We start from the raw sequence: 23,380 nt of genomic DNA, 5'->3' as shown, positions 1-23,380 counted from the left end.
ATCGGTGTCGGATGTTGCGACTGTTCGACCATCGTGTTTCGTGTTTGATTTTGTGCAACGTGTGCACGTGCACGTAGTCGGCATTCGACAAGGAGCCAAATCCCATGTCACGCAAACCCCCTCGCGTTCTGCTGGCCGTCGCCCTGGTGGCCGGCACGGCGTTCGCCGTCACCGCCGGGGAGCCTGCCCTCGCCACCGGCGGCGGCGACACCTCCTGTGCCACTACCGGCTCGATCGACTATGGATTCGACCTGGCCGGCGACGGCTGGAAGTTCACCACCGGCGACGACGTCGCCTGGGCCGCACCGTCCTTCGACGACACCACCTGGAAGTCGTGGACGGTTCCGGACAACTGGAACACCGACGCCACCCTGGCCAAGTACGACGGCTACGCGTGGTACCGCAAGACGTTCACGCTGCCGGCCCGGCCGTCGGGAGTCACCGACTCGACGATCGTGGCCGCTCTGGGGCAGATCGACGACGCCGACCAGACCTTCCTGAACGGCACCGAGATCGGCAAGACCGGCGGCTTCCCGCCCAACTTCGACTCCACGTGGGAGGTCCCCCGGGAGTACTACCCGGCCGACGGCCTGCTCAACTGGGGCGGCGCCAACACGGTGGCGGTCCGGGTCTACGACGGCACCGGCGGTGGCGGCTTCTACGCCGGCCCGGTCGGCCTCTACACCAAGGCCCACCTGCGCACGCTCAACGGCATCACCGGCAAGGCCGCGACCAGGACCCAGCTGGCGTACGCGTGCGCGATCCTGAACAAGCAGCACCGCGCGATCGCCACCGGCGACGTCCGGTCCTACGCCGCGACGCTGGCCGACGGTTTCTTCCAGCAGGGTGACACCGCCGACCGGCGACTGTCCGAGGTCAAGGGCTGGATCGGCCAGAAGAAGAAGATCACGCTGACCGACGCGCAGGCCGAGGTCTTCGTGGACTCGCAGGGCCGGCTCGTGGTCGACACGATCCGCAGCTGGACCGCCGCCGACGGCACCGAGCTGCTGCCGGCCACCCGCGAGATGCTGTACCTCGACCCGCGCAAGAGCGTCGAGCTGGGCGACCACGCCCGGTTCTTCCGGGACAGCTACGTCTCGGCGGCGATGGGCAAGCGGGTCCAGTTCAACGTGTACCTGCCGAAGAGCTACACCCGCACCACCGCCGAGCGGTTCCCGGTCGTCTACATGCTGAACGGCATCAACGGCAGCAACATCGAGTGGGAAGCCCGGGACATCGACACGGTCCTGGACAAGCTGATCAAGGACAAGGGCCTCGAGGACTTCGTCGTGGTCTTCCCGGACGGCGGCAGTGGTTGGTATGTGGACACCTCGGCCGGCAACTACAAGACGATGATCACCGGTGAGATCGTGCCGATGGTCGACAAGGAGTACCGCACGATTCCCGACCGGGAGCACCGCGGCATCTCCGGCGTCTCGATGGGCGGCCAGGGCGCGTTCACCCTCGGCCTCACCCGGCCCGACCTGTTCAGCTCGATCGCCAGCCACATCGGCGCGTTCAGTTACCCGCCGCTGGCCGGCACCGCCGCCGAGCGCGCGGCCAACGCCGGGCTCCAGCCGATCAACATGGTCACCGGCATGACGGCGGCCCAGCTGAACGTCCACACGTACTACTTCGACGGCGGCGACCAGGACGAGTACGGCTTCGGCACCGCGGCCAAGAACATGAGCGTGGCCCTGGCGTCCAAGGGGGTCAAGCACGACTACCAGCTGGGCGCGGGCAACCACGCCGACTCGTACTGGATGCCGAAGCTGGACCGGTCGTTCGGCCTGCACAGCGAGCAGTTCCGCACGCACCCGTACAAGCAGAAGAAGGAACCGAAGCCGGCGAAGTCGCCTTACGTCTGGCCCTGATCGTCGGAGAAGTAAACAGCGGATTGGACGGCGCGCTGCCACCTGCGGTACTCGGCGGCGCGCCGTTCCCCGTCCATCCCGGGGTCCCAGCGGCCCGCGCTGTGCCGGTTGTTGCGCAGGTCCTGCAGGTCGGACCAGTAACCCACGGCCAGTCCGGCCGCGTAAGCCGCGCCCAGCGACACCGTCTCGGCGACCATCGGCCGGACCACCGGCACCGACAGGACGTCGGCGACGATCTGCATGAGCATGTTGTCGGCGGTCATCCCGCCGTCCACGTTGAGCCCGGTGAGCGCCAGCCCGGAGTCGGCGTTCATCGCGTCGACCACCTCGCGGGTCTGCCAGCCGGTCGCCTCGAGCACCGCGCGGGCCAGGTGCCCCTTGGTGATGTACGAGGTCAGGCCGACGATCACGCCGCGCGCCTCGCTGCGCCAGTGCGGCGCGAACAGCCCGGAGAAGGCCGGCACGATGTAGCAGCCGCCGTTGTCGGCGACCGTTCCGGCCAGCGTCTCGATCTCGGAGGCGGTGCCGATCAGGCCGAGCCCGTCACGCACCCACTGCACCAGCGACCCGGCGACCGCGATCGACCCTTCGAGGGCGTACGCGACCGGCTCCGACCCGATCCGGTAACCGACAGTGGTCAGCAGGCCGTGGGTCGACCGCACCGGCGTCGAGCCGGTGTTCATGAGCAGGAATCCGCCCGTACCATATGTGCATTTTGCGTCTCCGGCCGCGAAGCACGTCTGGCCGAAGAGCGCGGCCTGCTGGTCCCCCATCGCGGCGGCGATCGGCACGCCCGGCAGCACCGAGGAGGCCGCGCCGTAGACCTCGGACGAGGAGCGGATCGACGGCAACATGGCCTGTGGGATCGTGCACACATCCAGCAGTGCCGGGTCCCAGGACAGCGTCGACAGGTCCATGAGCATGGTCCGGCTGGCGTTGGTGACGTCGGTGAGGTGCTCCCGGCCGCCGGTCAGGTTCCAGATCAGCCAGCTGTCCATCGTCCCGAACAGCACCTCGCCCTTCTCGGCGCGCGCTCGGAGGCCCGGGATGTGGTCGAGCAGCCACCGCACCTTGGTCGCGGAGAAGTAGGTGGCCGGCTGGAGTCCGGTCCGCTCGCTGATCAAGGCCGGATCCAGCGCGGAGACCAGCGACGACGTGCGGGTGTCCTGCCAGACGATGGCCGGGGCCACCGGCACGCCGGTCGCCCTGTCCCACACCACCGCGGTCTCCCGCTGGTTGGCGATGCCGATCGCGGCGACCTGGTCCGCGCCGATCCCGGCCGACCGCATCGCCCGGGTGATCAGCCGCTGGGTGTCCCGCCAGATCCGGGCCGCGTCGTGCTCGACCCAGCCGGGCCGGGGATAGCTCTGCGGGTGCTCGGCCCGGGCGACCGCGACGACGGTGGCCCGCCGGTCGAAGAGGATGCACCGGGTCGAGGTGGTCCCCTGGTCGATGGCGAGGATGTAGCGGTCGCTCATCGGCGCGGCCCGGACAAATCGCGGGAGATCGCGTGCGCCGTCGCCCTGACCTGCTCGACCAGGGCGGGCCGGGGCCGCAGCCGGCTGTCGCAGATCCGCTCGACCGGCCCGTAGATGCCGATCGCGCCGACCACCAGACCGCCGAACGTGCGCATCGGTGCCGCGATACCCGCCCGGCCCGACTCCCACTCCTCCACGGCCGAGGCCCACCCTTGAGCGCGGACCTCGGCGAGAGCCCGGGCGAGCTCGCGCCGGACGGTCACGGTCTTCCGGGTGTACGGGTCGAGCCCGCCGAGCGACAGCGCCGTCACGTCGTACGCCAGCAGGATCTTGCCCAACGACGTGGCATGCGCCGGAACGACCAGGCCGGTGTCCATCGCCTGGGTGGTGTCGTCGGGCCGGAAGACGTGGTGGATCACCCGCACCGAGTCGCCCTGCAGCACCCCGATCCGGACCGCCTCGACGGTGCGCGCGGCCAGCGCGTCGGCCCAGTCCAGGGCCCGCGAGCGCAGCTCGTTGACGTCGAGCCCGGCGTCGCCGAGGTCGAGCAGCCCGCGGCCGAGCCGGTAGCGGGTGGTGCGCGGGTCCTGTTCGACGAAGCCGACGTGCTCGAGCGTGCGCAGGATGCCGTGCGCGGTCGACTTGGGCAGCCCGAGCGCGTCGGCGATCTCCTTGACCCGAAGCCGGTCGGGACCGGCCGCGAGCAGCCGTAACACGGCCGACGACCGCTCGATGGACTGGATCATCCCGGGCACCGCGCGAGATTAGCTCACTATTGGCGCCCGGACAACGTGCGACATTGTCGCACGAGAGTCGTTGACCCTGTTCCGAGCCGTTCATAGCGTCAGCCCCGATACAGAGGGAGGCGATGTGGCGGACTTCGTCGGCGCGATCGATCAGGGCACCACCAGCACGCGCTTCATGATTTTCGACCGGGCCGGCCACGAGATCGGCCGGCACCAGATCGAGCACCGGCAGATCCTGCCCGGCGCCGGCATGGTCGAACACGACGCGACCGAGATCTGGGAGAACACCCTCAAGACGATCACCGTCGCGCTCGCCGACACCGGCCTCGGACCGGCCGACCTGGCCGCCATCGGCATCACCAACCAGCGCGAGAGCGCGCTGATCTGGGACCGGGCCACCGGGCAGCCGTGTCACAACGTGATCGTCTGGCAGGACACCCGGACCGCCGGCGTGATTCCGTCGCTGGACGCCGACCTGATCAGCGAGAAGACCGGTCTGCCGCCGGCCACCTACTTCTCCGCTACCAAGGTCACCTGGATGCTGGACAACGTCCCGGGTCTCCGGAAAAGGGCCGAAAAGGGTGAGGTGCTGTTCGGCACCCTGGACAGCTGGCTGATCTGGAACCTCAGCGGCGGCCGGCACCTGACCGACGTCACCAACGCCAGCCGCACCATGCTGATGAACCTGATGACGCTGGACTGGGACGACGAGCTGCTCGCCCTGTTCCGCATCCCCCGGCCGATGCTGCCGGAGATCCGGTCGTCGGCCGAGCTGTACGGGCACGCCGAGGCCATCCTGCCCGGGGTGCCCATCGCGGCGGCCATCGGCGACCAGCAGGCGGCCCTGTTCGGGCAGACCTGCTTCGAGCCGGGCGAGGCCAAGTGCACCTACGGCACCGGCAACTTCGTGCTGCTCAACACCGGCACCACCCCGGTCCGCTCGACGCACGGCCTGCTCACCACGGTCGCCTACCAGTTCGGCACCGGCGCCCCGATCTACGCCCTGGAGGGGTCGGTCGCGGCCACCGGGTCGGCCGTGCAGTGGCTGCGGGACCAGCTCGGCATCATCGATTCGGCCGGTGCCAGCGAGGAGTTGGCCGGGCAGGTCGAGGACAGCGAGGGCGTCTGCTTCGTACCCGCGTTCTCCGGCCTTTTCGCTCCTTACTGGCGGCCGGACGCGCGGGCCGCCATCGTCGGCCTGTCCCGGTACCACACCGCCGCGCACATCACCCGGGCCGCGCTCGAGGCCATCTGCTACCAGACCCGTGACGTCATGGTGGCGATGGCTCTCGACGCCGGCACCGAACTCGACTGCCTCAAGGTCGACGGCGGGGTCACCGCCAACGCGCTGTGCATGCAGCTGCAGTCCGACATCCTCGGCGTCCCGGTCAGCCGGCCCGCTGTCGCCGAGACCACCGCGCTGGGTGCCGCGTACGCCGCGGGTCTGGCTGTTGGTTTTTGGAAGTCCCCCGACGAATTGCGCGCCAACTGGCGGGAGGACCGGCGCTGGGAGCCGTCCTGGACCCAGCAGCGGCGCGACGAAGGCAGCACCCGCTGGCGAGCGGCGATCGACCGAACCCTCGACTGGGTCAGCGTCGGCTGACGGAAGGACTTCACATGAACACCGGAGTTATCTCACCGCAGACGCGCACGACCGCGCTGACAACGATGACCGCCGATGAACTCGACGTGCTCGTCATCGGCGGCGGCGTGGTCGGCGCGGGCGCCGCCCTGGACGCCGCCACCCGCGGGCTCAGCGTCGGCCTGCTGGAGGCCCGCGACTTCGCCAGCGGTACGTCGAGCCGGTCCAGCAAGCTCATCCACGGCGGCCTGCGCTACCTGGAGATGCTCGACTTCGGCCTGGTCCGCGAGGCCCTGCGGGAGCGTGGCCTGCTGATCCAGCGGCTCGCCCCGCACCTGGTCCGGCCGGTGCCGTTCCTCTACCCGCTGCGGCACCGCGCCTGGGAACGGCTGTACGCCGGAGCCGGCCTCGCCCTCTACGACACCCTCGCGCTGTCCGGCTGGGGTGCGGGCCTGCCCCGGCACCGGCACCTGAGCCGCACCGAGGCGCTGCGCGCGTTCCCGGCGCTCGACCCCGAGTCGCTGGTCGGCGCGATCCGCTACTACGACGCCCAGGTCGACGACGCCCGGCACACCATGTTCCTGGTGCGCACCGCCGCCGCGTACGGCGCTCAGGTCGCCGCCCGCACCGAGGTGATCGGCTTCCTCCGCGAGGGCCGCCGGGTCGTCGGCGTGCGCGCCCGCGACCTGGAGACCGGCACCGAGCTGGAGATCCGGGCCCGCACCGTGATCAACGCGACCGGCGTGTGGACCAGCGACATCCAGTCACTGATGAAGGGCGAGCGCGGCCAGTTCAAGATCACCGCCTCCAAGGGCATCCACCTGGTCGTGCCGCGCGAGAAGATCACCGGCCACACCGGGATGATCCTGCGCACCGCCACCAGCGTGCTGTTCGTGATCCCCTGGGACCGGAACTGGATCATCGGCACCACCGACACCCCGTGGAACCTCGACAAGGCACACCCGGCGGCCTCCGCGCACGACGTCGACTACCTGCTCACCGAGGTCAACAAGTCGCTCGCCACCCCGCTGACCCGGGACGACGTGCAGGGCGTCTACGCCGGACTGCGGCCACTGCTGTCGGCCGACGCCGCGATCACCGCGAAGCTGTCCCGCGAGCACGCCGTCGACACCCTCGCCCCCGGCCTGGTGCTGGTGGCCGGCGGTAAATACACGACGTACCGGGTGATGGCCAAGGACGCGGTCGACGCCGCCGTCCGCGACCTCGACTCTCGGGTGCCGGCCTCCTGCACCGATCAGGTGCCGCTGCTCGGCGCGGCCGGTTACCGGGCCGCCTGGAACCGGCGCGCCCAGCTGGCCCGCCGGGCCGGGCTGCACGTCACCCGGATCGAACACCTGCTCAAGCGGTACGGGACGCTCGTCGACGAGGCGCTCGCCCTGATCGAGGACGACCCGTCGCTGCGCGAACCGCTCGACGGCGCCCCCGACTACCTGCGCGCCGAGATCGTGTACGCGGCGACCCACGAGGGTGCCCGGCACCTGGACGACGTGCTCACCCGCCGTACCCGGATCTCGATCGAGACCCCGGACCGCGGAGTGACCGCCGCGCACGCCGCCGCCGACCTGCTGGCCGGCCCGCTCGGCTGGTCCTCGGACTCCAAGGACGCCGAGATCGCCACCTACGAATCGCGGGTAGCCGCCGAACGCGCCGCGCAGGAGCAGCCGGACGACCTGAGCGCGGACGCGACCCGGCTGGCCGCCACGGCCGCCTAACCGTGTACGCCGAGCAGCGGCAGGCGAAGATCCTCGCGGAGATCAACCGCACCGGCGGCGCCCGGATCACCGATCTGGGCGACCGCCTCGGCGTCTCCGGCGTGACCGCCCGGCGCGATGTCGAGGCACTCGCCGAACGAGGCCTCGTCGCGCGGGTGCGCGGCGGGGCGATGGCACTGACCCCCGGCCCGGCCCTCGCTGCCGGGCCGGGCCCATCCCGCTACCGGGAGAAGACCGCGATCGCCCGGACCGCCGCCCGGCTGGTGCGCCCGGCCGAGGCGATCGGCATCCTGGCCGGCCGCACCACCATGCTGCTGGCCCGGGAGCTGATCGACGTGCCCGGCCTGACCGTGGTCACCAACGCGCTGGCGGTCGCCGACGCGTTCCACCACGAGGGCCGGCCGGACCAGACGGTGGTGCTGCTCGGCGGGGTGCGCACCCGCTCGGGCGCGCTCACCGGCCCGGTCGCCGAGCAGACCGCGGCCGGGCTCAACCTGGACGTGGTGTTCCTCAGCGTCTACGGCATGGCGCCGCGCGCCGGCTTCACCACCCCCGACCTCGCCGAGGCCCGCACCAGCGCCGCGCTGGTCGGCGCGGCCCGCCGGGTGGTGGTCCTGGCCGACCACGGCAAGTGGGGCGTCCGCAGCGCCGCCGTGATCGCCCCGCTGGACCGCGCCGACGTGCTGGTCACCGACGACGGCCTGAGCCAGGCCGGCCGCTCCGAACTACGCCGCCAGGTCGGCCACCTGATCATCGTTCCCTAGGTCCTAGGACAACACCGGGAAAAGGTCGGTCGAGGCTCGGCCGGTGGCGGCCTCGACAAAATCAACCGGCGGCGCGATCTGAGCGATCACGTCCGCGCTGTGCGCGAGTCCGGCTTCCGGCACTTCGGGCGTACGTCCTAGAGCACGCTGTACGTCGAGCAGGTGCACGGTCGCCTCGACGATGCCGATGCTCACCGCCTCACCCAGCGGCAGCACCGCCCGCCCGAAGTAGTCGACCGTCACCGGCCCCAGCTCCCGGGCGGCCACGATGGCTTCCGGCCCGGCCGTGGCGAACTGCCCGACCAGTTGCTCGATGGTGTATTTCCGGGCGTCGTCGCGGCCGGACCGGGACACCTGGTCCCGCCCGGTGTTGGCGATGCCGCCCGGCTCGTTGAACTCCCGCAGCAGGTCGGCCGCCAGCGGATGGGTCACCTTGTCGTCGGTCACCCGCCCGACCAGCATCGAGAACCCGAACGGCCAGCCGGCCGCGTGCGCCCACAGCGCCCGCAGATCCCAGCCGTCCAGCCGCGTGGACAGCTTCCAGTCCGCGTCACTCAGGCCCGCCCCGACGGCCGCCCAGACCGCCCAGAGCTCATCCAGCGCGCCGAGCCGTTCATCGAACGTCATCGCGCGACTCTACCGGTTGACTAAGATCTTCGAGGTGAGCCTGCGCGAGCGCGTCGTCCACTACCGGACCGAGCGTGACATGACCGGCGAGCAGGCCGCCGCCCGCATCTCGGCCTACCTGTACGGCAACATCATCACCTTTGCCGCGCTGCTGCCCCTGGCCAAGAGCGACATCGAGCACGGGCACAGCATCCAGCTGCTCCTCGGGGTCGCCGTCACCACCTTCCTGGCGCACGTGTTCGCCGAGATCGTCGGCCACCACGCCCGGGCCGGCCAGGCGATGACCCGCGCCGAGATCTGGCACGAACTGCGCGACTCCCGGCCGATCGCGACGTCCGCCCTCATCCCGGCGCTGCTGCTGGCGGCCGCGGCGGCGGACTGGCTCTCCCCCGACGCCGCGCTGTTCTGCTCGGAGGGTTACCTGCTGGTGCGGCTGGCCCTGGTCGGTTTCCTGGTCGAACGCCTCCGCTCGGACCGCGTCTCACCCCGTACCCTCCTGAGCGGTTTGGCCTTGGCGGCCGTGGCCGCCGGCATCGCCTTCCTCAAGGTCCTCCTGGGTCATTGACCGCCTGGCCACCCCGGCCAGTAGGTCGGCGACCTGCACCCTCGGGTCGTCTCGGGAGTCGACCATCACCAGGCCGGCCAAGGGCCGGCCGGGCAGCGCCTGGCCGAGGCGGGTCAGGCGGTCGGCGGTCAGGGCGCTCTGCTCGTCGTGGAAGACCAGCACCTGGCGGTGGCCGGCGGCCCAGTGCAGGATCGTCTCGGCCAGGGCCGGCAGCATCGGCTCCAGCGGGGGCGGGATCGAGCGGTCGTCGTCGTCCAGACGGGCCAGGACGGTGCGGACCCGGGCCGGGTCGAGGGCGGTGAGGACAGCGTCGTCCGGGGCGTGCCGGGCCAGAGCGTCGCGGGCCCGGAAGAAGCGTTCCAGGTTCTCCTGCGCGGGGCCGCGCCGCTTGCGCCGGACCAGGGCGACGAAGGCGGACAGGAAGTCGTCCCAGTCGTGGCCGGCCTTGCGGCCGGCCCGATGCAGGGCCACGGCGGGCGGGCGCTGGTGCTGGGTCAGGCGGGTGCCGGCGGCGTACGTCGGCTCGGCCAGCAGCAGGTCGACGATCCGGGTGACCAGGAAGAACTCCTTGTCGATCACGTGTACATGGGACCGGTCGCGCAGTGCCGCCAGGAACCGGTCGACCATCTCGCCGGCGCCGGGGCGGCGCAGGAACTGGCCGGACTTCATCTCGTGCGGCGAGAGCCCGAACCGGGCGATCAGCTCGACCGCCTCGGCCCTGCTCAGGTCGACGCTCGCGTGGGTGATCACCGGCTCGGTCGAGTTCAGCAAATTGGTGCCGGAGAAACCGGACTCGTCGCAGGCGATCTCCACCACGGCACCGACCACCGCACCGGACGGCGGCAGTCCCCCTTGCAGCGGCGACCTCACCCCGGCATGGTCACCCCTGCGCCCACATCGAACAACTGGATTGCGAGGCTGGAACCATGGTGTTGAGGGTGGCGCAGGCGTCGGACGTGGCATCGATCCAGCAGTTGGTTCGGGCGGCGTTTCAACGTTACGTGCCGCGGATCGGCCGAGAACCGGCGCCGATGGGCGTCGACTACGCCGTCCCGGTCGCGGAAGGACGCTGCTGGGTGGTCGAGCACGACGGCCGGATCGCCGGGATGGTGCAGTTGGCCGCGCGAGACGGATACCTCGAGGTGGAGACGATCGCGGTGGCCGACGGCATGCAGGGCAACGGCGTAGGAACAAGGCTTCTGGCGTACGCCGAGGAGAAGGCCCGCGAACTCGGACTGCCCGAGGTGCGCCTCTACACCAACGAGGCGATGACCGAGAACCTCGAGTACTACCCGCGCCGCGGCTTCCGGGAGATCGACCGCGCCACCCACCACGGCTACCGCCGGGTCTTCTTCGCGAAGCCGATAGCGTGAGGCATGACGTCTTACGACCCCAAGGCTGATCTTCGGAAATACCTCGGCGATGCGCGGCACGCTCTGGTCTGGAAATTGGAGGGCCTCAGCGAGTACGACGTACGCCGCCCGCTGACCCCCACCGGCACCAACCTGCTGGGTCTGGTGAAGCACGTCGCCGGGGTCGAGGCCGGCTATCTCGGCGCGACGTTCGACCGGCCGTTCCCCGAGCCGATGCCGTGGATGGCGCTAGACGCCGAGCCGAACGCCGACATGTGGGCCACCGCCGGCGAGTCACGTGACGAGATCGTCGACCGCTACCGCCGGGTCTGGCAGCACTCCGACGCGACGATCGAGGCCCTCGAACTCGACGCGGCCGGCCGGGTGCCCTGGTGGGGCCCGGAGAGCGGGGTCGTCTCGCTGCACAAGATCCTGGTCCACGTAATCGCCGAGACGCACCGGCACGCCGGCCACGCGGACATCGTGCGTGAACTGGCCGACGGCGCGGCCGGCGTACGGCAGGAGAACACCAACCTGCCGGCCGAGGACCAGGCCTGGTGGGCCGGCTATCACCGCCGCCTCGAAGAGGCGGCCCGGATCTTCATCCGAGACTAGGGTGGTGTGCCCTGCTCGGCACGGTTGGTCCGGGTCTACCCGGCGGATGAGGGGTGGCCGGGCACCGCCCGTAGCGGGGCAACCCGGCGGAGGATGAGCTGCGACTGCCGAGCCCGAGCGTCGCGGCAGCGACGGCACGCCGAGCAGAGCTGTCCCGTCAGGCGCTGCCGAGGTTGTCGCGCTCCGCGTCGATCGTGGTGTCGTCGCCGTGTCCGGTGTGCACGACCGTGTCGCCGGGCAGGGCGAGCAGCTTCGCCCGGATCGAGGCGACGATCAGGTCGGCGTCCGAATACGACCGGCCGGTCGCGCCCGGCCCGCCGTGGAACAGGGTGTCGCCGGTGAAGACGCTGCCCAGGCCGGCGGCGTACAGGCAGACCGCGCCGGGGGCGTGACCCGGGGTGTGCAGCACGGTCAGGGCGCTGCCGCCGACCGCGATCTCGTCGCCGTCGGCCAGGTCGGTGTCCCAGGCGATCGACGTGCCGTGGGTCAGCTCCCACAGCGGGCGGTCGGCCGGGTGCAGCAGGATCGGCGCGCCGGTGCGCTCGCGCAGGGCGGGCGCCACGCGCACGTGGTCGTCGTGGGCGTGGGTGCAGACGATGGCCCGGACCGTGCGGCCGCCGACGACGGCCAGGATCGCGTCGACGTCGTGCGGGGCATCGATCACCACGCACTCGGTGTCGTCACCGACCACCCAGATGTTGTTGTCGACGTCGTACGTCTGCCCGTCCAGGCTGAACGTGCCCGAGACCACGCCGTGGTCGACGCGTACGCCCTTGTCCTGCTGCATTTGCCGGGGTCCTTCCGATCGTCCGTCTCACCCTAGGATGGCAGCAACGATCATGATCGATGCAACGGGGAGAAACAGAATGGCGTACGGGGATCAGCCACGACCGCGGTCGGTGGAGATAGGCGCGAGCCTGCTGGCGACGGTCGGCGTGTGCATAGTCGGCCGGGTGGCGTACGGCGTGGCGGTGAACCTGAGCCAGGACCAGTGGAGCGCCGGCGCCCGCGGCGTGTTCCTGGTGCTGAACTCGTTCGTGCTGCTCTTCGGCCTGTTCGTGCTGCTGCTCGGCGACCAGGTACGGCGCGGCCGCACCTGGGCCTGGATCACCGGCCTGGTGATCCTGCCGTTCACCATCCTGTTCGGCGCCCTGCTACTGCTGATCACGGCGCTGAGCGGCGCGATCCCATGGGCCGGCGCCGGCGTGGTCCTGGTAGCAACAGCCGCCCTGATCACCCTGACCGCCCCCCGAGCAACCCGCGCGTACTTCGCCCGCACCCCGGCCCACCCGGCCCCGGTTCAGGCCTGGAGCGGCGGGCGTTCGTAGATCAGTTCGGTGCCGTCCACGTCGTCCCACTGTTCGCCTACGTGGGCGAAGCCGAAGCCGGCGATGGTCGCCAACGATGGCTTGTTGTCCGGGCTGATGGTGGCCCGGACCGTACGCACCGACGGCTCGGTGGCGGCCCATCGCAGCAGTTCGGTGACCATCGCGCGGGCATAGCCGCGCCGGCGGTGGGCCGGGTCGGTGCTGTAGCCGATCTCGACCATGCCGGCCTCATCCGGCGGGCCGTGGAAGCCACCGGCGCCGACCACCACCTCGTCGGGGACGGAAACCGCGGCCCGGGCGATCCAGTCGGCGGCCCGGGGATCCCCGGCGATCTGGTCGAGGCGCATCCGCCACAACCAGGTGATCTCGTCGGAGAGGAACCAGTCCGTCAGCCGGACCCCGGTGATCGTCCGGGCGGTTTCCAGATCGTCGGCGAGCAGGGCTTCGAGCGCTCGCGGGGGTAGTGGCACGAAACGTACGGCGATAGGCATCGCCGAGATCATCACATGGGTCAGGGGAGGATCGCATCCACGTAACCGCCGTCTACCCGGAGGGCGCCGCCGGTGGTGGCTGAAGCCTGGGGAGACGCCAGGTAGACGACCATGTTGGCGATCTCCTCCGGCTCGATCAGGCGCTGCAGCAGGGACTGCGGGCGGTGTTTGCGCATGAACTCGCGCTGCGCCTCGTCCCAGGGCAGGTCGTCGCCGACCAGCGAGCGGACGAAGTCCTCGACGCCGCCGGTGTGGGTCGGGCCGGCGATGACGCTGTTGACCGTGACGCCCGAGCCGGCCGCCTCCTTCGCGAAGCCGCGGGAGACGGCCAGCAGGGCGGTCTTGGTCATGCCGTAGTGGATCATCTCGGTCGGGGTGACCACCGCCGAGTCGCTGGCGATGTACTGGATGCGGCCCCAGCCCCGGTCCCGCATCCGGGGCAGGTAGGTGCGGGTCAGCCGCACCGCGGCCAGCACGTTCACCTCGAAGTAGCGCCGCCAGTCGTCGTCGGTGATCTCCAGGGCCGGCTGGGCGCCGAAGATCCCCAGGTTGTTGACGAGGATGTCCACCTCAGGCAGCGCGGCGACCGCCTCGGCCGCGCCCGCCTCGGTGGCCACGTCGGCCGGGACCGGCACGAAGTCGCCGTCCGGCAGGCCGGCGAGGGCCCGCTCGACCGACTCGGCCGACCGTCCGTTGACCCCGACCCGGGCGCCCGCCGCGGCCAGCCCGGCCGCGATGGCCCGGCCGATGCCCTGGGTGGATCCGGTGACCAGCGCGGTTCTGCCCGAAAGATCAAGTCGCATACCCCCGATCCTGCCGGAAGCGGGCCGGGGTGGCGCGGGGTACCGCCATTGGGCAGCATGTCGGGGTGCTCGAGTCTCCCGCGTTCCCACAAGTCCGTCAGCCCCGTTCGCGGTTGCCCCGCCGCCCGGCGAGCAGGGCAGCGGCGCGTTGAGGGCCCGTCTGCCGTGGATATTGGCCGGCGTCGCCATCGTCGTGGTTCTGGCGGTGATCGGCGTGCTGTTGCGGCCGGATGCGAGGGAGAACGTCGACGTGTCGGCAATCGACCTGCCGATCGGGGCCACCACGCTGCCCGCCAGCCGCGGCCTCGGCGCCGCCCCCACGCCGTCCACCGAGGCCAGCAGGACAAGCGCCGCGCCGATTACCCGGACGACCACTACGACCACGCCCCGGCCGACCCGTACAACCGCCGCGCCCGCCGTGCGCACCCGCATCGTCGAACCGGCGAACAACAGCAAGGTGCCGTGGCCGTTCGACGCGAAGTTCACGGTGTCTCCGGCCGACGCCACCGCCGTCATCTCGCTGGCGATCTGCGTGGCCGACCGCTGCTACCTCGACGGCAAGCTGGACATCATCGACGGGCAGGCCGCCCCGTACACCGTCTATTTGGGTTCGACCAAGCCGGAGGGCACCGGCGTGCCCTGGCAGCTGCGGCTGGATCGGCTGGCGAAGGCCGACTTCGACGCCCTGGTGAAGACCCGCGACGCCGCGATCGCGGCCGGCACCTGGGGTGTCACCGCGAGCACCCCGATCGGCGCGCTCAACGACACGCCGGTGAGCACCCTGACGGTGACGAAGCAGCCCTGAGAGGGACTGACCGCATGATCTTTGCGCCCTAGCGTGGGGACGATGATCCAGCTCGAGTCGCTGCGGTGGGTGTTGACGCTGGCGTTCGGTGCGGCTGCTGCCTTTCACCTGGTGCGGTGGCTGTGGCGGCCGAGCGCGCTGCACGAGGACGCCCTTCACCTGGTCATGGGGCTGTCGATGATCGTAATGATCTGGCCGTGGGGTTATGCCGTGCCGGCCAGCACCTGGATCACCGGGTTCACGCTCGCGGCCGGGTGGTTCGCGGCTCGGGCGGCGTACGCCCGGCGGGTTATGCCCTTGTTCTTCGCCAGCACGATGGGGGCGATGGTCTGGATGAGTGCGGGCGGCCACCAGCACCCCTGGGTGAGCGCGGGGTTCGGCGGTTACCTGGTCGCGGCCTCGGTGTGGTGGCTGATCCGGGGCATGCGGCTGTCGGTCAGCACGGTCGACACGCGACCGGCCGACTGGACGGCGCTGTGCCACGGGACGATGAGCGCCGCGATGGGGCTGGCCCTGCTGGCGATGGCCGGGTAGCTCAAAAGCGGAAGCGGGACACCAGGGAAGTCAGGTCGCCGGACATCCGGGCCAGTTCGGTCGACGCCTCCTGGGTCTCGGCGACGCCCTCGCTGGTGTCCAGGGCGGCCTGCGCCACCCCGGTGATCTTCTGGGCGATCTCGTTGGCGCCGGTGGCGGCCTCGCTGACGCTGCGGCTCATCTCGGCGGTGGTGGCGGTCTGTTCCTCGACGGCCGAGGCGATCGTGGTCTGGAAGTCGCTGATCCGGGCGATCACGTTGGAGATCTCCTCGATCGCGGTGACCGCGCCGACCGTGTCGGCCTGGATGGCCTCGACCCGGCGGGAGATGTCCTCGGTGGCCCGGGCGGTCTCCTGGGCCAGGTCCTTGACCTCGGAGGCGACGACGGCGAAGCCCTTGCCGGCCTCGCCCGCGCGGGCCGCCTCGATGGTGGCGTTGAGGGCGAGGAGGTTGGTCTGCTCGGCGATCTGGGTGATCACCTTGATCACGTTGCCGATCTCGGCCGACGAGTCGCCGAGCTTATTCATGGTGGTCGACGTCGCGCTGGTGATGGTGACCGCCTCGGCGGCGACCCGGGCCGCCTCGGACGCGTTCTCGGAGATCTCCCGGATCGACGCGCCCATCTGCTCGCTGCCGGCCGAGACCGTCTCGACGCTGCGGGACACCTCCTCGGCGGCGGCCGACACCACCTGGGCCTGGGTGGAGCCCTCCTCGGCCGAGCCGGCGATCCGGGCGGCGGTGCCGTTCATCCGGTCGGCCGCGCCGGACAGGGCGGAGGCGGACGCGTCGATGGTCTGCACGGTGTGCCGCAGGTTGCCGATCGCGGTGTCCAGCGCCTGCGCCATCTGGCCGGGTTCGTCACGGGAGGTGAGGCCGCTGGTCTGGGTGAGGTCGCCCGCCGCCAGGGTGTCGCAGACGCCCTTGACCCGGTTCAGCGCCCGGACGATCCGCCGGGCCACGACGACGCCGAGGACCAGCACGAGGATCGCGCCGATCGCCACCACGGCGATCGAGATATCCCGGCCGGTGCGATACACCTTCCCGGCCGCGGCGGAGTTCTTCGCGGCGTCCGCGGTCTCGGTCTGGTCGAGCTCGGTGATGTAGGTGGTTATCTTGGTCATCAGCGGCACGACTTCGCTCTCCCGGAGCGTCGCCCACGCGTTGAACGAGTTGCTGACGCCGGCCGGGAGCAGCTTGTTGGTGGCGACGTCGAGGTACGCGTCCCAGGCGGTCTGCAGGTTGGCGATGGTCGTCTGGTCGCCGGCCGGCTGGCTGGCCTGGTAGGCGGTCATCGCGGTGCCGAACTCGGCCGCGTGCGCGGTGAACGACTTGGTGTACGTGGCCACCTGGGTCGCGTTCTGCGAGATCGCCTGGTTCGACGAGGCCAGCAGCGTCTGGTAGATCGCCGATTTGAGCTGCCCGACGGCCCTGATGCTGGCCACGTTGCTCGAATAGATCAGCTCGGCCGAGGTGCTGCTCTTACGCAGCGCGACCACCCCGGTCACGCCGACGATCACGGTCACCACGATCGCCACCACGATGGCCGACACGATCTTGAATTTGACGCTCAGATCCTCGAAAGTGCGCCGCGGCACCGCTCCCCCTAGCCCGCCAAAGCCGAAGGCGACCGGTGGCCGCTAGGGAACTATCACTCGATCGAGTGGGCCCGCACTCCCAAATTCCACAAATCAGATCTTTTGCCAGAGGGCGGGAGTGCCGGGCAGGCACTTCAGGACGCCGATCGACTCCAGATGATGCAGGTGGGCGAGGGTCTCGGCGAGGGCCATCCGGCGCAGCATGCCGTGCAGCGCGTCCCACCCGCGCGACCAGGTCAGTTCCGCGGCCACCGCCCAGCCGGTCGGCGCGTCGAGGGACGCCACGGCGGCCAGGATCTCGGCCGCGCGCTCGTCGTGGTGCTCGATCAGCGCGGTGGCCCGGGCGTCGATGCCGCGGAACCGGTACTCATGCGCCGGTAACGCCTCGTCGTCCGGGAACTCTGACATCCGGGCCAGTGACCCCAGGTAGTCGCCGAGCGGGTCACCCTCCGAGGTCGGCAGGACGGCCACGTTGGGACTGATCCGGGGCAGCAGATGGTCGCCGGTCAGCAGCACCCCGGCCGCGGCGTCGTGCAGGCACAGGTGACCGGGCGTGTGCCCGGGCGTCCAGACGGCCCGGATCGACCGCCCGGCCAGCGGCAACAGGTCACCATCGTTGATCTCGCGATCGGGCTCGGGCATCTCCAGCAGCGCGGCCATCCGCTCAGGCCGCACCCCCAAAAGATCAACTTCATCCGGGGGTACGCCGTGCCGGCCCAGCCATTCCGGGTCGGTCCCCGGGTGCTGGCCGCGCCAGGCCCGCACCGGCAGGGTGGCCGCCTCGGCCGGGTGCATGCCGATCCAGGCCCCGGACCCGCCGCGCAGCCACCCGCTCATCCCGTGGTGGTCGGGGTGCACGTGGGTGACCACGATGCCGCGCACGTCGGCGACGCTCGCCCCGGCCGCGGCCAGCCCGGCGGTCAGCGCGGCCCGGGCCTCGTCGCTGTCCCATCCGGGGTCGACCACGATCAGGCCGCCGTCGTCCGGGAAGGCGTAGCAGATCGTGTAGCGCATCGGGTTGTGCGGGATGGGCACCGGGATCGACCAGACACCGGGCCTCGGCTCCTCGATCGGCGGGAGAACCCGCCGCCGCCACGCCTCCGCCTGCGCGCTACCGGTGATCATCCGCGCCCCCGATTCGAATTACTGAACGGTCACCGTCAGGCTATCAACGGCAGCCCCGGGTTGGGGCGCAGCGTTACCTTGACCGCCGGTGGTCCGGCCGACGCGATCGCCAGCGCCTCTCGCCACTCCGGCAGCACGAACGTGTGGGTGACCAGGCCGTCCACCGGATAGGACGGGTCGGCCAGCCACTCCACGATCTGCGACATCGTGGTGCGGCCGCCGAGCGCCTCCTCCGGGCCGGAGTTGACCGTGCCCTGCACGGTGAGCTGCCGGTTCCACACCAGCGACCAGTCCACCCGCTGCCGGCCGGCCCCGCCGACCAGCACCAGCGTGCCGGTCGGCCGCAGCAGGTGCAGGCCGAGGTCGATGGTCTGCGGGCGGGCCACGCAGTCGAAGACCACGTCCACCCCCTGCTCGAGGATCGGCACCCTGGTCAGCCGCGGCCGGATCACCCGCCCGCCGTGCAGCTCGGCCAGGGCCTCCACGACGTGCGGGCCGGAGTCGAGGGCCCGGTCGGCGCCGGTGGTCTCGCGCAGCGCGCCCGGCCCGACGACGGTGATGTCCAGGCCCGGGTGCAGGCGGCGCAGCGCGGCCACGGTGAGCAGCCCGATCGTGCCCGGCCCGATCACCACCGCCCGGTCGCCGGTGCGGCGCCAGCGCAGGGCGGCGTGCAGGGCGATCGAGGCCGGCTCGGCCAGCACGGCCCGGCGGGACGGGATCGCGCCGACCGGGTGCAGCTGGGAGCGGTGGGCTACGACGTACTCACCCCAGCCGCCGCCGAGGGCGGCGTCGAAACCCTGGGTGGGTGACTGGCATCCGGTCACGCCGGGCTGGTCGAACCGCTCACAGACGTACGGGTGACCGTCGCGACAGGACCGGCACGGCTCGAAGCCGCGGTGCACGCAGGAGATCACCGGGTCGACCGCGAAGCGCTCCCCGGTCGACTCGTCCACCGCGACGATCTCGTGGCCGAGCACCTGCTTGCGCGCCGAGTAGAACGCGCTGAGCACCACCGACGACTTGGCGTGCGCGACCGCGACGTCGCTGCCGCAGATCCCGGCCAGTTCCGGCCGCAGCAGCACCCAGCCGGGCGCGTCCGGCAGCTCCGGGGCCGGCACGTCGTCGCGCAACGAGAGCATCCGGCCCGCCCGCGGCGTCACGGCGGTCAGTAGGTAGCGCGGGACAGAAAGATCAGCGAGAACGGCGCGCATCAATCTCCCAACGGTCGGTCGTAGCGCATGGGACACCCTAAGCCGTACCCCGTTGTAGGCTCCCCGCCATGTTTTCCGGAGACGCGGATGCCGACCTGCGGGGTCTGGCCGACGACCCCAGCTTCCCGCACCGCGATGCCGCCCGGCACGCGGTGCGGTTCCGGGAAACCGGCGACATCGCGGACCTGGTCGCCGTGCTGGACGACCCGCATCCGTGCGCTACCAGCGAGGCCCTGTTCGCCCTGGCCTGCGCGCAGCGGCCCTGGCTGAACTGGGTGCCGATGCCCACCGAGGCGCTCTGCAACGTGGCCAACGAGGTCGGCCGCCGCCGCGCCGAGGGCGAGGAACTGGCCCTCACCGGCCTGGCCGTCTCGGCGGCCGAGCCGCCCAGCGCCACCACCGCCTGCCGCCGGGTGACCGGCCCGGTCGACATCGCCATCGAGGGCTTCCCGTCGCCGGACATCCGCGTCCCGGTCCGCCCCGGCCGCTACAAGGTGTGGCGCTACGACGGCATCAACCCGGTGCCCGCGGTCGCGGTGCCGTCGCCCGAGGCGGTCCGGGTGCTGCGCGAGGTGGCCGGCGAGCCGTGGCAGTCGCCGCTGGCCGGTTACCTGCAGGCCGAACCGCTCGGCAAGCTGCCCCTCGACGACCTGCTCGGCCTGCTGGCCCACCTGCCCGGCCCGCCGGACACCGCGCGCTGGCAGCACCTGGCCAAGACCGCCCCCACCTACTGGTACCGACTGTTCCAGCCGTGGGTGTGCCTGGCCCTGCTCCGGCACGGCGACGAGGGCCGCGAGGCCCTTGTCGACCTGGCCTTCGGCGCCGAGGACTGGGTCTCCGACGCGGCGCTGTTCGCCCTGGTCACCGACGCCTACCGGGGTCCGGGACGCCGCGCCGAGGTGCGCGAGCTGGTGCGCGGCCGGCTCGACGCGGCGATGACCGCGATGCGGGTGGTCACCATCGAGGAATCCCTGGCCCAGCTGATGCTGATCACCCCGGGCTGCACCCCCGGCGACCGCACCCTGGCGGTCGCCGTCCTGACCCGCTCCTCCGCCGACGAAGAGGACGAGCCCGAGCCGCCGAAGCCGGCGAAGCGTCGCTGGTGGCAGCGTCGTGACTCCTGAGCTTCTGGGGCGCGACGACGAGATCCGCGAGCTGGAGATCCTGATCGGCAACGGGCGCAACGGGCGGGGTGGGGCGGCGCTGCTGCTCGGTGAGCCCGGCATCGGCAAGACCATGCTGCTCGACGCGACGCTGCTGCTGGCCGGCCGGGAGACCCCGGCGCTCACCGGCCAGGCGGCCGGCATCGCCACCCGGCGGCTGGCCGGGCTGGCCCCGGAGGCCGCCCTGCGCCTGCTGATCCGGTCGCTGGCCGAGGAGATCGACCCGGCCGTCGCCGTCCAGGTCGTCACCGCCACCGGCGGCAACCTCGCGGACCGTCTCGGCCTGTCCTGACAGCGGTCAGGCGAGCAGGCCGTCGCGGACCTGGCGGCGCAGGACCTTGCCGATCTGGCTTCGGGGTAGCTCGTCGGTTAGTTCGATGCGGCGCGGTGCCTTGTAGCCGGACAGGCGCTCGCGCGCCCAGCGCAGCAGCGCCTCCGGGTCCGGCGCGGCTCCCTCGGCCGCGACCACCACGGCGACCACCTCTTCGCCGGTGCGGTCCGAGGGCAGGCCGACCACCGCCACGTCGGCCACGTCGGGGTGCTTGCGGAGCACGTCCTCGACCTCGGACGGGTAGACGTTGAAGCCGCCCGTGATGATCAGTTCCTTGACCCGGTCCACGATGGACAGGAAGCCCTCGTCGGTCATCACTGCGATGTCGCCGGTGCGGATCCAGCCGCCGGGCAGCAGCACCGCCTCGGTCTCGGCCGGCAGGTTCCAGTAGCCGGCGAACACCTGCGGGCCCCGCACCAGCAGCTCCCCCGGCTCGCCGAGCGGCACGTCGCGGGTCAGGTCGTCGCGGTCGGCGAGCCGGACGTGGGTCGACGGGTACGGCACCCCGATCGAGCCGGTGCGGCGCCGCTCCGACATCGGGTTGCCGACGGTGATCGGCGAGGTCTCGGTCATCCCGTACCCCTCGATGAGCAGGCCCCCGGTCAGTGCCTCCCACACCTCGACGGTCTTCGGCGGCAGCGGCATCGCTCCGCTGATCGAGTAGCGCACCGAGCTCAGGTCGGCGCCGCGCTCGCGGGCCGCCACCGCCAGCCGGTCGTACATCGGGGGCACGCCCGGGAAGAACGTCGGCGGCCGCCGCTTCGCGGCGTCCAGCACCATGGCCGGGTCGAAACGGGGCAGCAGGACGATCGTCGCGGCGATCTGCACCGCCGTGGTCAGGCACAGCGTCAGCCCGTACGCGTGGAACAGCGGAAGCACCGCGTAGAAGGTCTCGCCCCCGTCGCGCAACCCAGGCACCCAGACGCGGCTCTGTTCGGCGTTGGCCGCCAGGTTCTTGTGGGTGAGGATGGCGCCCTTCGGCGTGCCGCTGGTGCCGCCGGTGTATTGCAGGAGCGCGGTGTCGTCGACGCCCGGCCCGGGAACCGAATCGGCGATCGGCGACGCCGCGGCGACCAACGCCTCCCAGCGCAGCGCGCCTTCCGGCAGCGGCCCCCGCATCTCGGCCCGCGTCTTGCGGGCCGGCGGCAGCGGCAGCTTCAGCGCGAGCCGCTTGACCAGCGGCAACGCGGCGGTCAGGTCGACGCCGACGATGGTCGTCGCCCGGGCGACCGACGCTACCGTCTTGGCCACTTTCTCCCAGCAGATCGCCACGGTCGCGCCGTGGTCGGCGAGCTGATGGGCCAGTTCCTCGCCGGTGTAGAGCGGGTTGTGCTCGACCACGATCGCGCCCAGGCGCAGCACGGCGTAGAAGGCGACCACGTGCTGCGGGCAGTTCGGCAGGATCAGCGCCACCCGGTCGCCGGGGCCGACCCCGAGGCCACGCAGGGCCTCGGCGGCCCGCGCGACCTGATCACCCAGTTGCGCGTACGTCGTAGACGCACCGAGAAAATCGAGCGCCACCCGATCGGGGAACCGGGCGACCGCGGCATCCAGATTCGCGGTCAGCGCCCGCTCGGGCTCGGCGATGTCGGCCGGGACACCCTCCGGGTAGACCTCCAGCCAGGGCCGGTCGTCCGCCATGAGGCCTCCCATATTCGCGTCCCGATAAGCGTACCCGCTGTTGATCATCGCGCGCCGGTTGCGCGCGTCAGCTTTGCTCGAAGCATGGACGACGACCTCACCCGGCTGGCCACCGACATCCGCGAACGTGAGCTGCTCGGGTCCCGCAAGGCGGGCATCAACGCCGCGATCACCGGGCTCACCCAGAACCTGGACGGGCTGCGCCGCCGGCACGCGATCGAGCAGCGGGACGTCGACCGGCTGGAGAACTACTCGCTGACCCGGCTGCTGGCCGCCGTCCGTGGCTCCCGGGAACAGGCCCTGGACCGGGAGAAGGCCGAAGCGGAGGCGGCCCGCTACCGGGTCGCCCAGGCCCAGGACCGGCTCGACGCGCTGCGCGCCCAGCTGGCCCAGGTCGAGGCCCGGCTGGTGGCGACCGCGACTGCCCCCGGCACCTACGCGATGCTGCTCGCCCAGAAGGAGAAGCAGCTGGTCGCTTCCGGTGCCGGCGGCCGGCTGGCCGAATTGGCCGAGCAGCGCGGCCGCCTCACCGCCGAACTCAAGGAACTGACCGAGGCCGAGTCGGCCGCCCGTGCCGCCGCCCAAGCCCTGACCGACGCCAACGAGATGCTCGAGTCGGCCGACAACTGGTCCACCGCCGACACGTTCCTCGGTGGCGGCGGCCTGAGCAGCCTGGTCAAGCACAGCCGGCTGGACGACGCGGCCGCCCGGGCCGCCGAGGCCGACCGCCGGCTGGCCGTGCTGCGCGCCGAACTGCGCGACGTGAACCTGGCCCTGCCGTCGCTGGCCCGCGGGCTGGAGCTGGACGGTTTCACCCGCTTCGCGGATGTCTGGCTGGACAACATCTTCACCGACCTGTCGGTACGCGGCCAGATCAAGGACGGTCTCGGCCAACTCGGCGCGGCAGCCCAGCAGGTTGGCAAGATCCGCTCGGCACTGGCCGCCCGGATCACCGAGAACCGCACCGAACTGGCCCTGCTGAACCAGGAGCGGACCGCCCTGCTGCATCCGTGAACAG

At 71.4% G+C, this 23,380-nt stretch carries 24 protein-coding genes; 13 read left to right on the top strand and 11 right to left on the bottom strand.

All coding sequences use genetic code 11. The annotated features are described in order from the left end of the window. The first annotated feature begins 104 nt into the window (after positions 1-104). Positions 105-1,874 (top strand): alpha/beta hydrolase, encoded by a 1,770-nt coding sequence (locus Ate02nite_RS21350; RefSeq protein ID WP_203808237.1) that lies wholly within the window; start codon positions 105-107, stop codon positions 1,872-1,874. On the opposite strand, the gene glpK (Ate02nite_RS21345) is transcribed toward Ate02nite_RS21350, so the two are convergent. Then, entirely contained in the window at positions 1,859-3,352 is a 1,494-nt protein-coding gene (gene glpK / locus Ate02nite_RS21345; protein WP_203808235.1) for a glycerol kinase GlpK, read from the bottom strand. The genes Ate02nite_RS21350 and glpK (Ate02nite_RS21345) overlap by 16 nt on opposite strands. Continuing rightward, positions 3,349-4,107 (bottom strand): IclR family transcriptional regulator, encoded by a 759-nt coding sequence (locus tag Ate02nite_RS21340; RefSeq protein WP_203808233.1) that lies wholly within the window; start codon positions 4,105-4,107, stop codon positions 3,349-3,351. The genes glpK (Ate02nite_RS21345) and Ate02nite_RS21340 overlap by 4 nt, the downstream gene beginning before the upstream one ends. 115 nt (positions 4,108-4,222) lie before the next feature. On the opposite strand from Ate02nite_RS21340, the gene glpK (Ate02nite_RS21335) reads away from it, so the two are divergent. The 3 genes from glpK (Ate02nite_RS21335) to Ate02nite_RS21325 are packed head-to-tail and all read left to right on the top strand — an operon-like array spanning position 4,223 to position 8,177. Beyond that, on the top strand, positions 4,223-5,701 hold the full coding sequence (gene glpK, locus Ate02nite_RS21335) for a glycerol kinase GlpK (RefSeq protein WP_203808231.1): 1,479 nt from the start codon (positions 4,223-4,225) through the stop codon (positions 5,699-5,701). Between the two features lie 14 nt (positions 5,702-5,715). After that, positions 5,716-7,413, top strand: a complete 1,698-nt coding sequence (locus Ate02nite_RS21330; RefSeq protein ID WP_203808229.1) for a glycerol-3-phosphate dehydrogenase/oxidase — start codon at positions 5,716-5,718, stop codon at positions 7,411-7,413. 2 nt (positions 7,414-7,415) lie between these two features. Further along, positions 7,416-8,177, top strand: coding sequence for a DeoR/GlpR family DNA-binding transcription regulator (locus Ate02nite_RS21325; protein ID WP_203808227.1), 762 nt, complete (start codon positions 7,416-7,418; stop codon positions 8,175-8,177). Positions 8,178-8,180: 3 nt separating this feature from the next. On the opposite strand, the gene Ate02nite_RS21320 is transcribed toward Ate02nite_RS21325, so the two are convergent. Beyond that, positions 8,181-8,804, bottom strand: a complete 624-nt coding sequence (locus Ate02nite_RS21320) for a maleylpyruvate isomerase N-terminal domain-containing protein (protein WP_203808225.1) — start codon at positions 8,802-8,804, stop codon at positions 8,181-8,183. Between the two features lie 34 nt (positions 8,805-8,838). Here Ate02nite_RS21320 and Ate02nite_RS21315 point away from each other — a divergent pair, with 34 nt between their 5' ends. After that, positions 8,839-9,369 carry a hypothetical protein gene (locus Ate02nite_RS21315; RefSeq protein ID WP_203808223.1) on the top strand — a complete coding sequence of 177 codons (531 nt, stop codon included), beginning with the start codon at positions 8,839-8,841 and terminating at the stop codon, positions 9,367-9,369. Here the strand turns inward: Ate02nite_RS21315 and Ate02nite_RS21310 are convergent. Continuing rightward, complete coding sequence (locus Ate02nite_RS21310; protein ID WP_203808220.1) at positions 9,286-10,239, bottom strand: hypothetical protein; 954 nt, start codon at positions 10,237-10,239, stop codon at positions 9,286-9,288. The genes Ate02nite_RS21315 and Ate02nite_RS21310 overlap by 84 nt on opposite strands. Before the next feature lie 56 nt (positions 10,240-10,295). Here Ate02nite_RS21310 and Ate02nite_RS21305 point away from each other — a divergent pair, with 56 nt between their 5' ends. Together Ate02nite_RS21305 and Ate02nite_RS21300 are read left to right on the top strand one after the other, a co-directional pair. Next, entirely contained in the window at positions 10,296-10,742 is a 447-nt protein-coding gene (locus Ate02nite_RS21305; protein WP_203808218.1) for a GNAT family N-acetyltransferase, read from the top strand. A gap of 3 nt (positions 10,743-10,745) precedes the next feature. Next, on the top strand, positions 10,746-11,336 hold the full coding sequence (locus Ate02nite_RS21300) for a DinB family protein (protein WP_203808216.1): 591 nt from the start codon (positions 10,746-10,748) through the stop codon (positions 11,334-11,336). A 157-nt stretch (positions 11,337-11,493) separates the two neighbouring features. Here the strand turns inward: Ate02nite_RS21300 and Ate02nite_RS21295 are convergent, their stop codons facing one another. Next, entirely contained in the window at positions 11,494-12,123 is a 630-nt protein-coding gene (locus Ate02nite_RS21295; protein ID WP_203808213.1) for an MBL fold metallo-hydrolase, read from the bottom strand. Between the two features lie 79 nt (positions 12,124-12,202). Here Ate02nite_RS21295 and Ate02nite_RS21290 point away from each other — a divergent pair, with 79 nt between their 5' ends. Further along, complete coding sequence (locus tag Ate02nite_RS21290; protein ID WP_203808211.1) at positions 12,203-12,664, top strand: hypothetical protein; 462 nt, start codon at positions 12,203-12,205, stop codon at positions 12,662-12,664. Here the strand turns inward: Ate02nite_RS21290 and Ate02nite_RS21285 are convergent. Beyond that, positions 12,637-13,155: a GNAT family N-acetyltransferase gene (locus Ate02nite_RS21285; protein WP_203808209.1), complete on the bottom strand. Its 519-nt coding sequence runs from the start codon at positions 13,153-13,155 to the stop codon at positions 12,637-12,639. The two genes, Ate02nite_RS21290 and Ate02nite_RS21285, sit on opposite strands and share 28 nt — an antisense overlap. Before the next feature lie 20 nt (positions 13,156-13,175). Continuing rightward, the gene (locus tag Ate02nite_RS21280) at positions 13,176-13,958 is read right to left on the bottom strand and encodes an SDR family NAD(P)-dependent oxidoreductase (RefSeq protein WP_203808207.1); all 783 of its coding nucleotides are present in this window, start codon (positions 13,956-13,958) and stop codon (positions 13,176-13,178) included. A gap of 148 nt (positions 13,959-14,106) precedes the next feature. Here Ate02nite_RS21280 and Ate02nite_RS21275 point away from each other — a divergent pair, with 148 nt between their 5' ends. Continuing rightward, the gene (locus Ate02nite_RS21275; protein WP_203808206.1) at positions 14,107-14,763 is read left to right on the top strand and encodes a hypothetical protein; all 657 of its coding nucleotides are present in this window, start codon (positions 14,107-14,109) and stop codon (positions 14,761-14,763) included. Positions 14,764-14,805: 42 nt separating this feature from the next. Further along, positions 14,806-15,297 carry a DUF5134 domain-containing protein gene (locus Ate02nite_RS21270; protein ID WP_203808204.1) on the top strand — a complete coding sequence of 164 codons (492 nt, stop codon included), beginning with the start codon at positions 14,806-14,808 and terminating at the stop codon, positions 15,295-15,297. A gap of 1 nt (position 15,298) precedes the next feature. Here the strand turns inward: Ate02nite_RS21270 and Ate02nite_RS21265 are convergent, their stop codons facing one another. The 3 genes from Ate02nite_RS21265 to Ate02nite_RS21255 form a co-directional block, all read right to left on the bottom strand. Beyond that, on the bottom strand, positions 15,299-16,891 hold the full coding sequence (locus Ate02nite_RS21265; protein ID WP_203808202.1) for a methyl-accepting chemotaxis protein: 1,593 nt from the start codon (positions 16,889-16,891) through the stop codon (positions 15,299-15,301). Between the two features lie 93 nt (positions 16,892-16,984). Beyond that, positions 16,985-18,016 (bottom strand): MBL fold metallo-hydrolase, encoded by a 1,032-nt coding sequence (locus tag Ate02nite_RS21260; protein ID WP_203808200.1) that lies wholly within the window; start codon positions 18,014-18,016, stop codon positions 16,985-16,987. A 35-nt stretch (positions 18,017-18,051) separates the two neighbouring features. Next, the gene (locus Ate02nite_RS21255; RefSeq protein ID WP_203808198.1) at positions 18,052-19,227 is read right to left on the bottom strand and encodes a zinc-dependent alcohol dehydrogenase; all 1,176 of its coding nucleotides are present in this window, start codon (positions 19,225-19,227) and stop codon (positions 18,052-18,054) included. 68 nt (positions 19,228-19,295) lie between these two features. Here Ate02nite_RS21255 and Ate02nite_RS21250 point away from each other — a divergent pair, with 68 nt between their 5' ends. Together Ate02nite_RS21250 and Ate02nite_RS21245 are read left to right on the top strand one after the other, a co-directional pair. Continuing rightward, complete coding sequence (locus Ate02nite_RS21250) at positions 19,296-20,351, top strand: hypothetical protein (RefSeq protein ID WP_203808196.1); 1,056 nt, start codon at positions 19,296-19,298, stop codon at positions 20,349-20,351. Continuing rightward, on the top strand, positions 20,341-20,682 hold the full coding sequence (locus tag Ate02nite_RS21245; RefSeq protein WP_203808195.1) for an AAA family ATPase: 342 nt from the start codon (positions 20,341-20,343) through the stop codon (positions 20,680-20,682). The genes Ate02nite_RS21250 and Ate02nite_RS21245 overlap by 11 nt, the downstream gene beginning before the upstream one ends. 6 nt (positions 20,683-20,688) lie before the next feature. Here the strand turns inward: Ate02nite_RS21245 and Ate02nite_RS21240 are convergent, their stop codons facing one another. Continuing rightward, positions 20,689-22,362 carry a long-chain-fatty-acid--CoA ligase gene (locus tag Ate02nite_RS21240; protein WP_438871237.1) on the bottom strand — a complete coding sequence of 558 codons (1,674 nt, stop codon included), beginning with the start codon at positions 22,360-22,362 and terminating at the stop codon, positions 20,689-20,691. Between the two features lie 84 nt (positions 22,363-22,446). Between Ate02nite_RS21240 and Ate02nite_RS21235 the strand changes: the two genes are divergently transcribed. Continuing rightward, positions 22,447-23,376, top strand: a complete 930-nt coding sequence (locus Ate02nite_RS21235; protein WP_203808191.1) for a hypothetical protein — start codon at positions 22,447-22,449, stop codon at positions 23,374-23,376. Positions 23,377-23,380 lie beyond the last annotated feature (4 nt).

This window comes from Paractinoplanes tereljensis, from assembly GCF_016862435.1.
In the GTDB taxonomy this organism is placed as follows: Bacteria; Actinomycetota; Actinomycetes; order Mycobacteriales; family Micromonosporaceae; genus Actinoplanes; species Actinoplanes tereljensis.
This window is presented reverse-complemented; position numbering and strand designations above follow the sequence as displayed.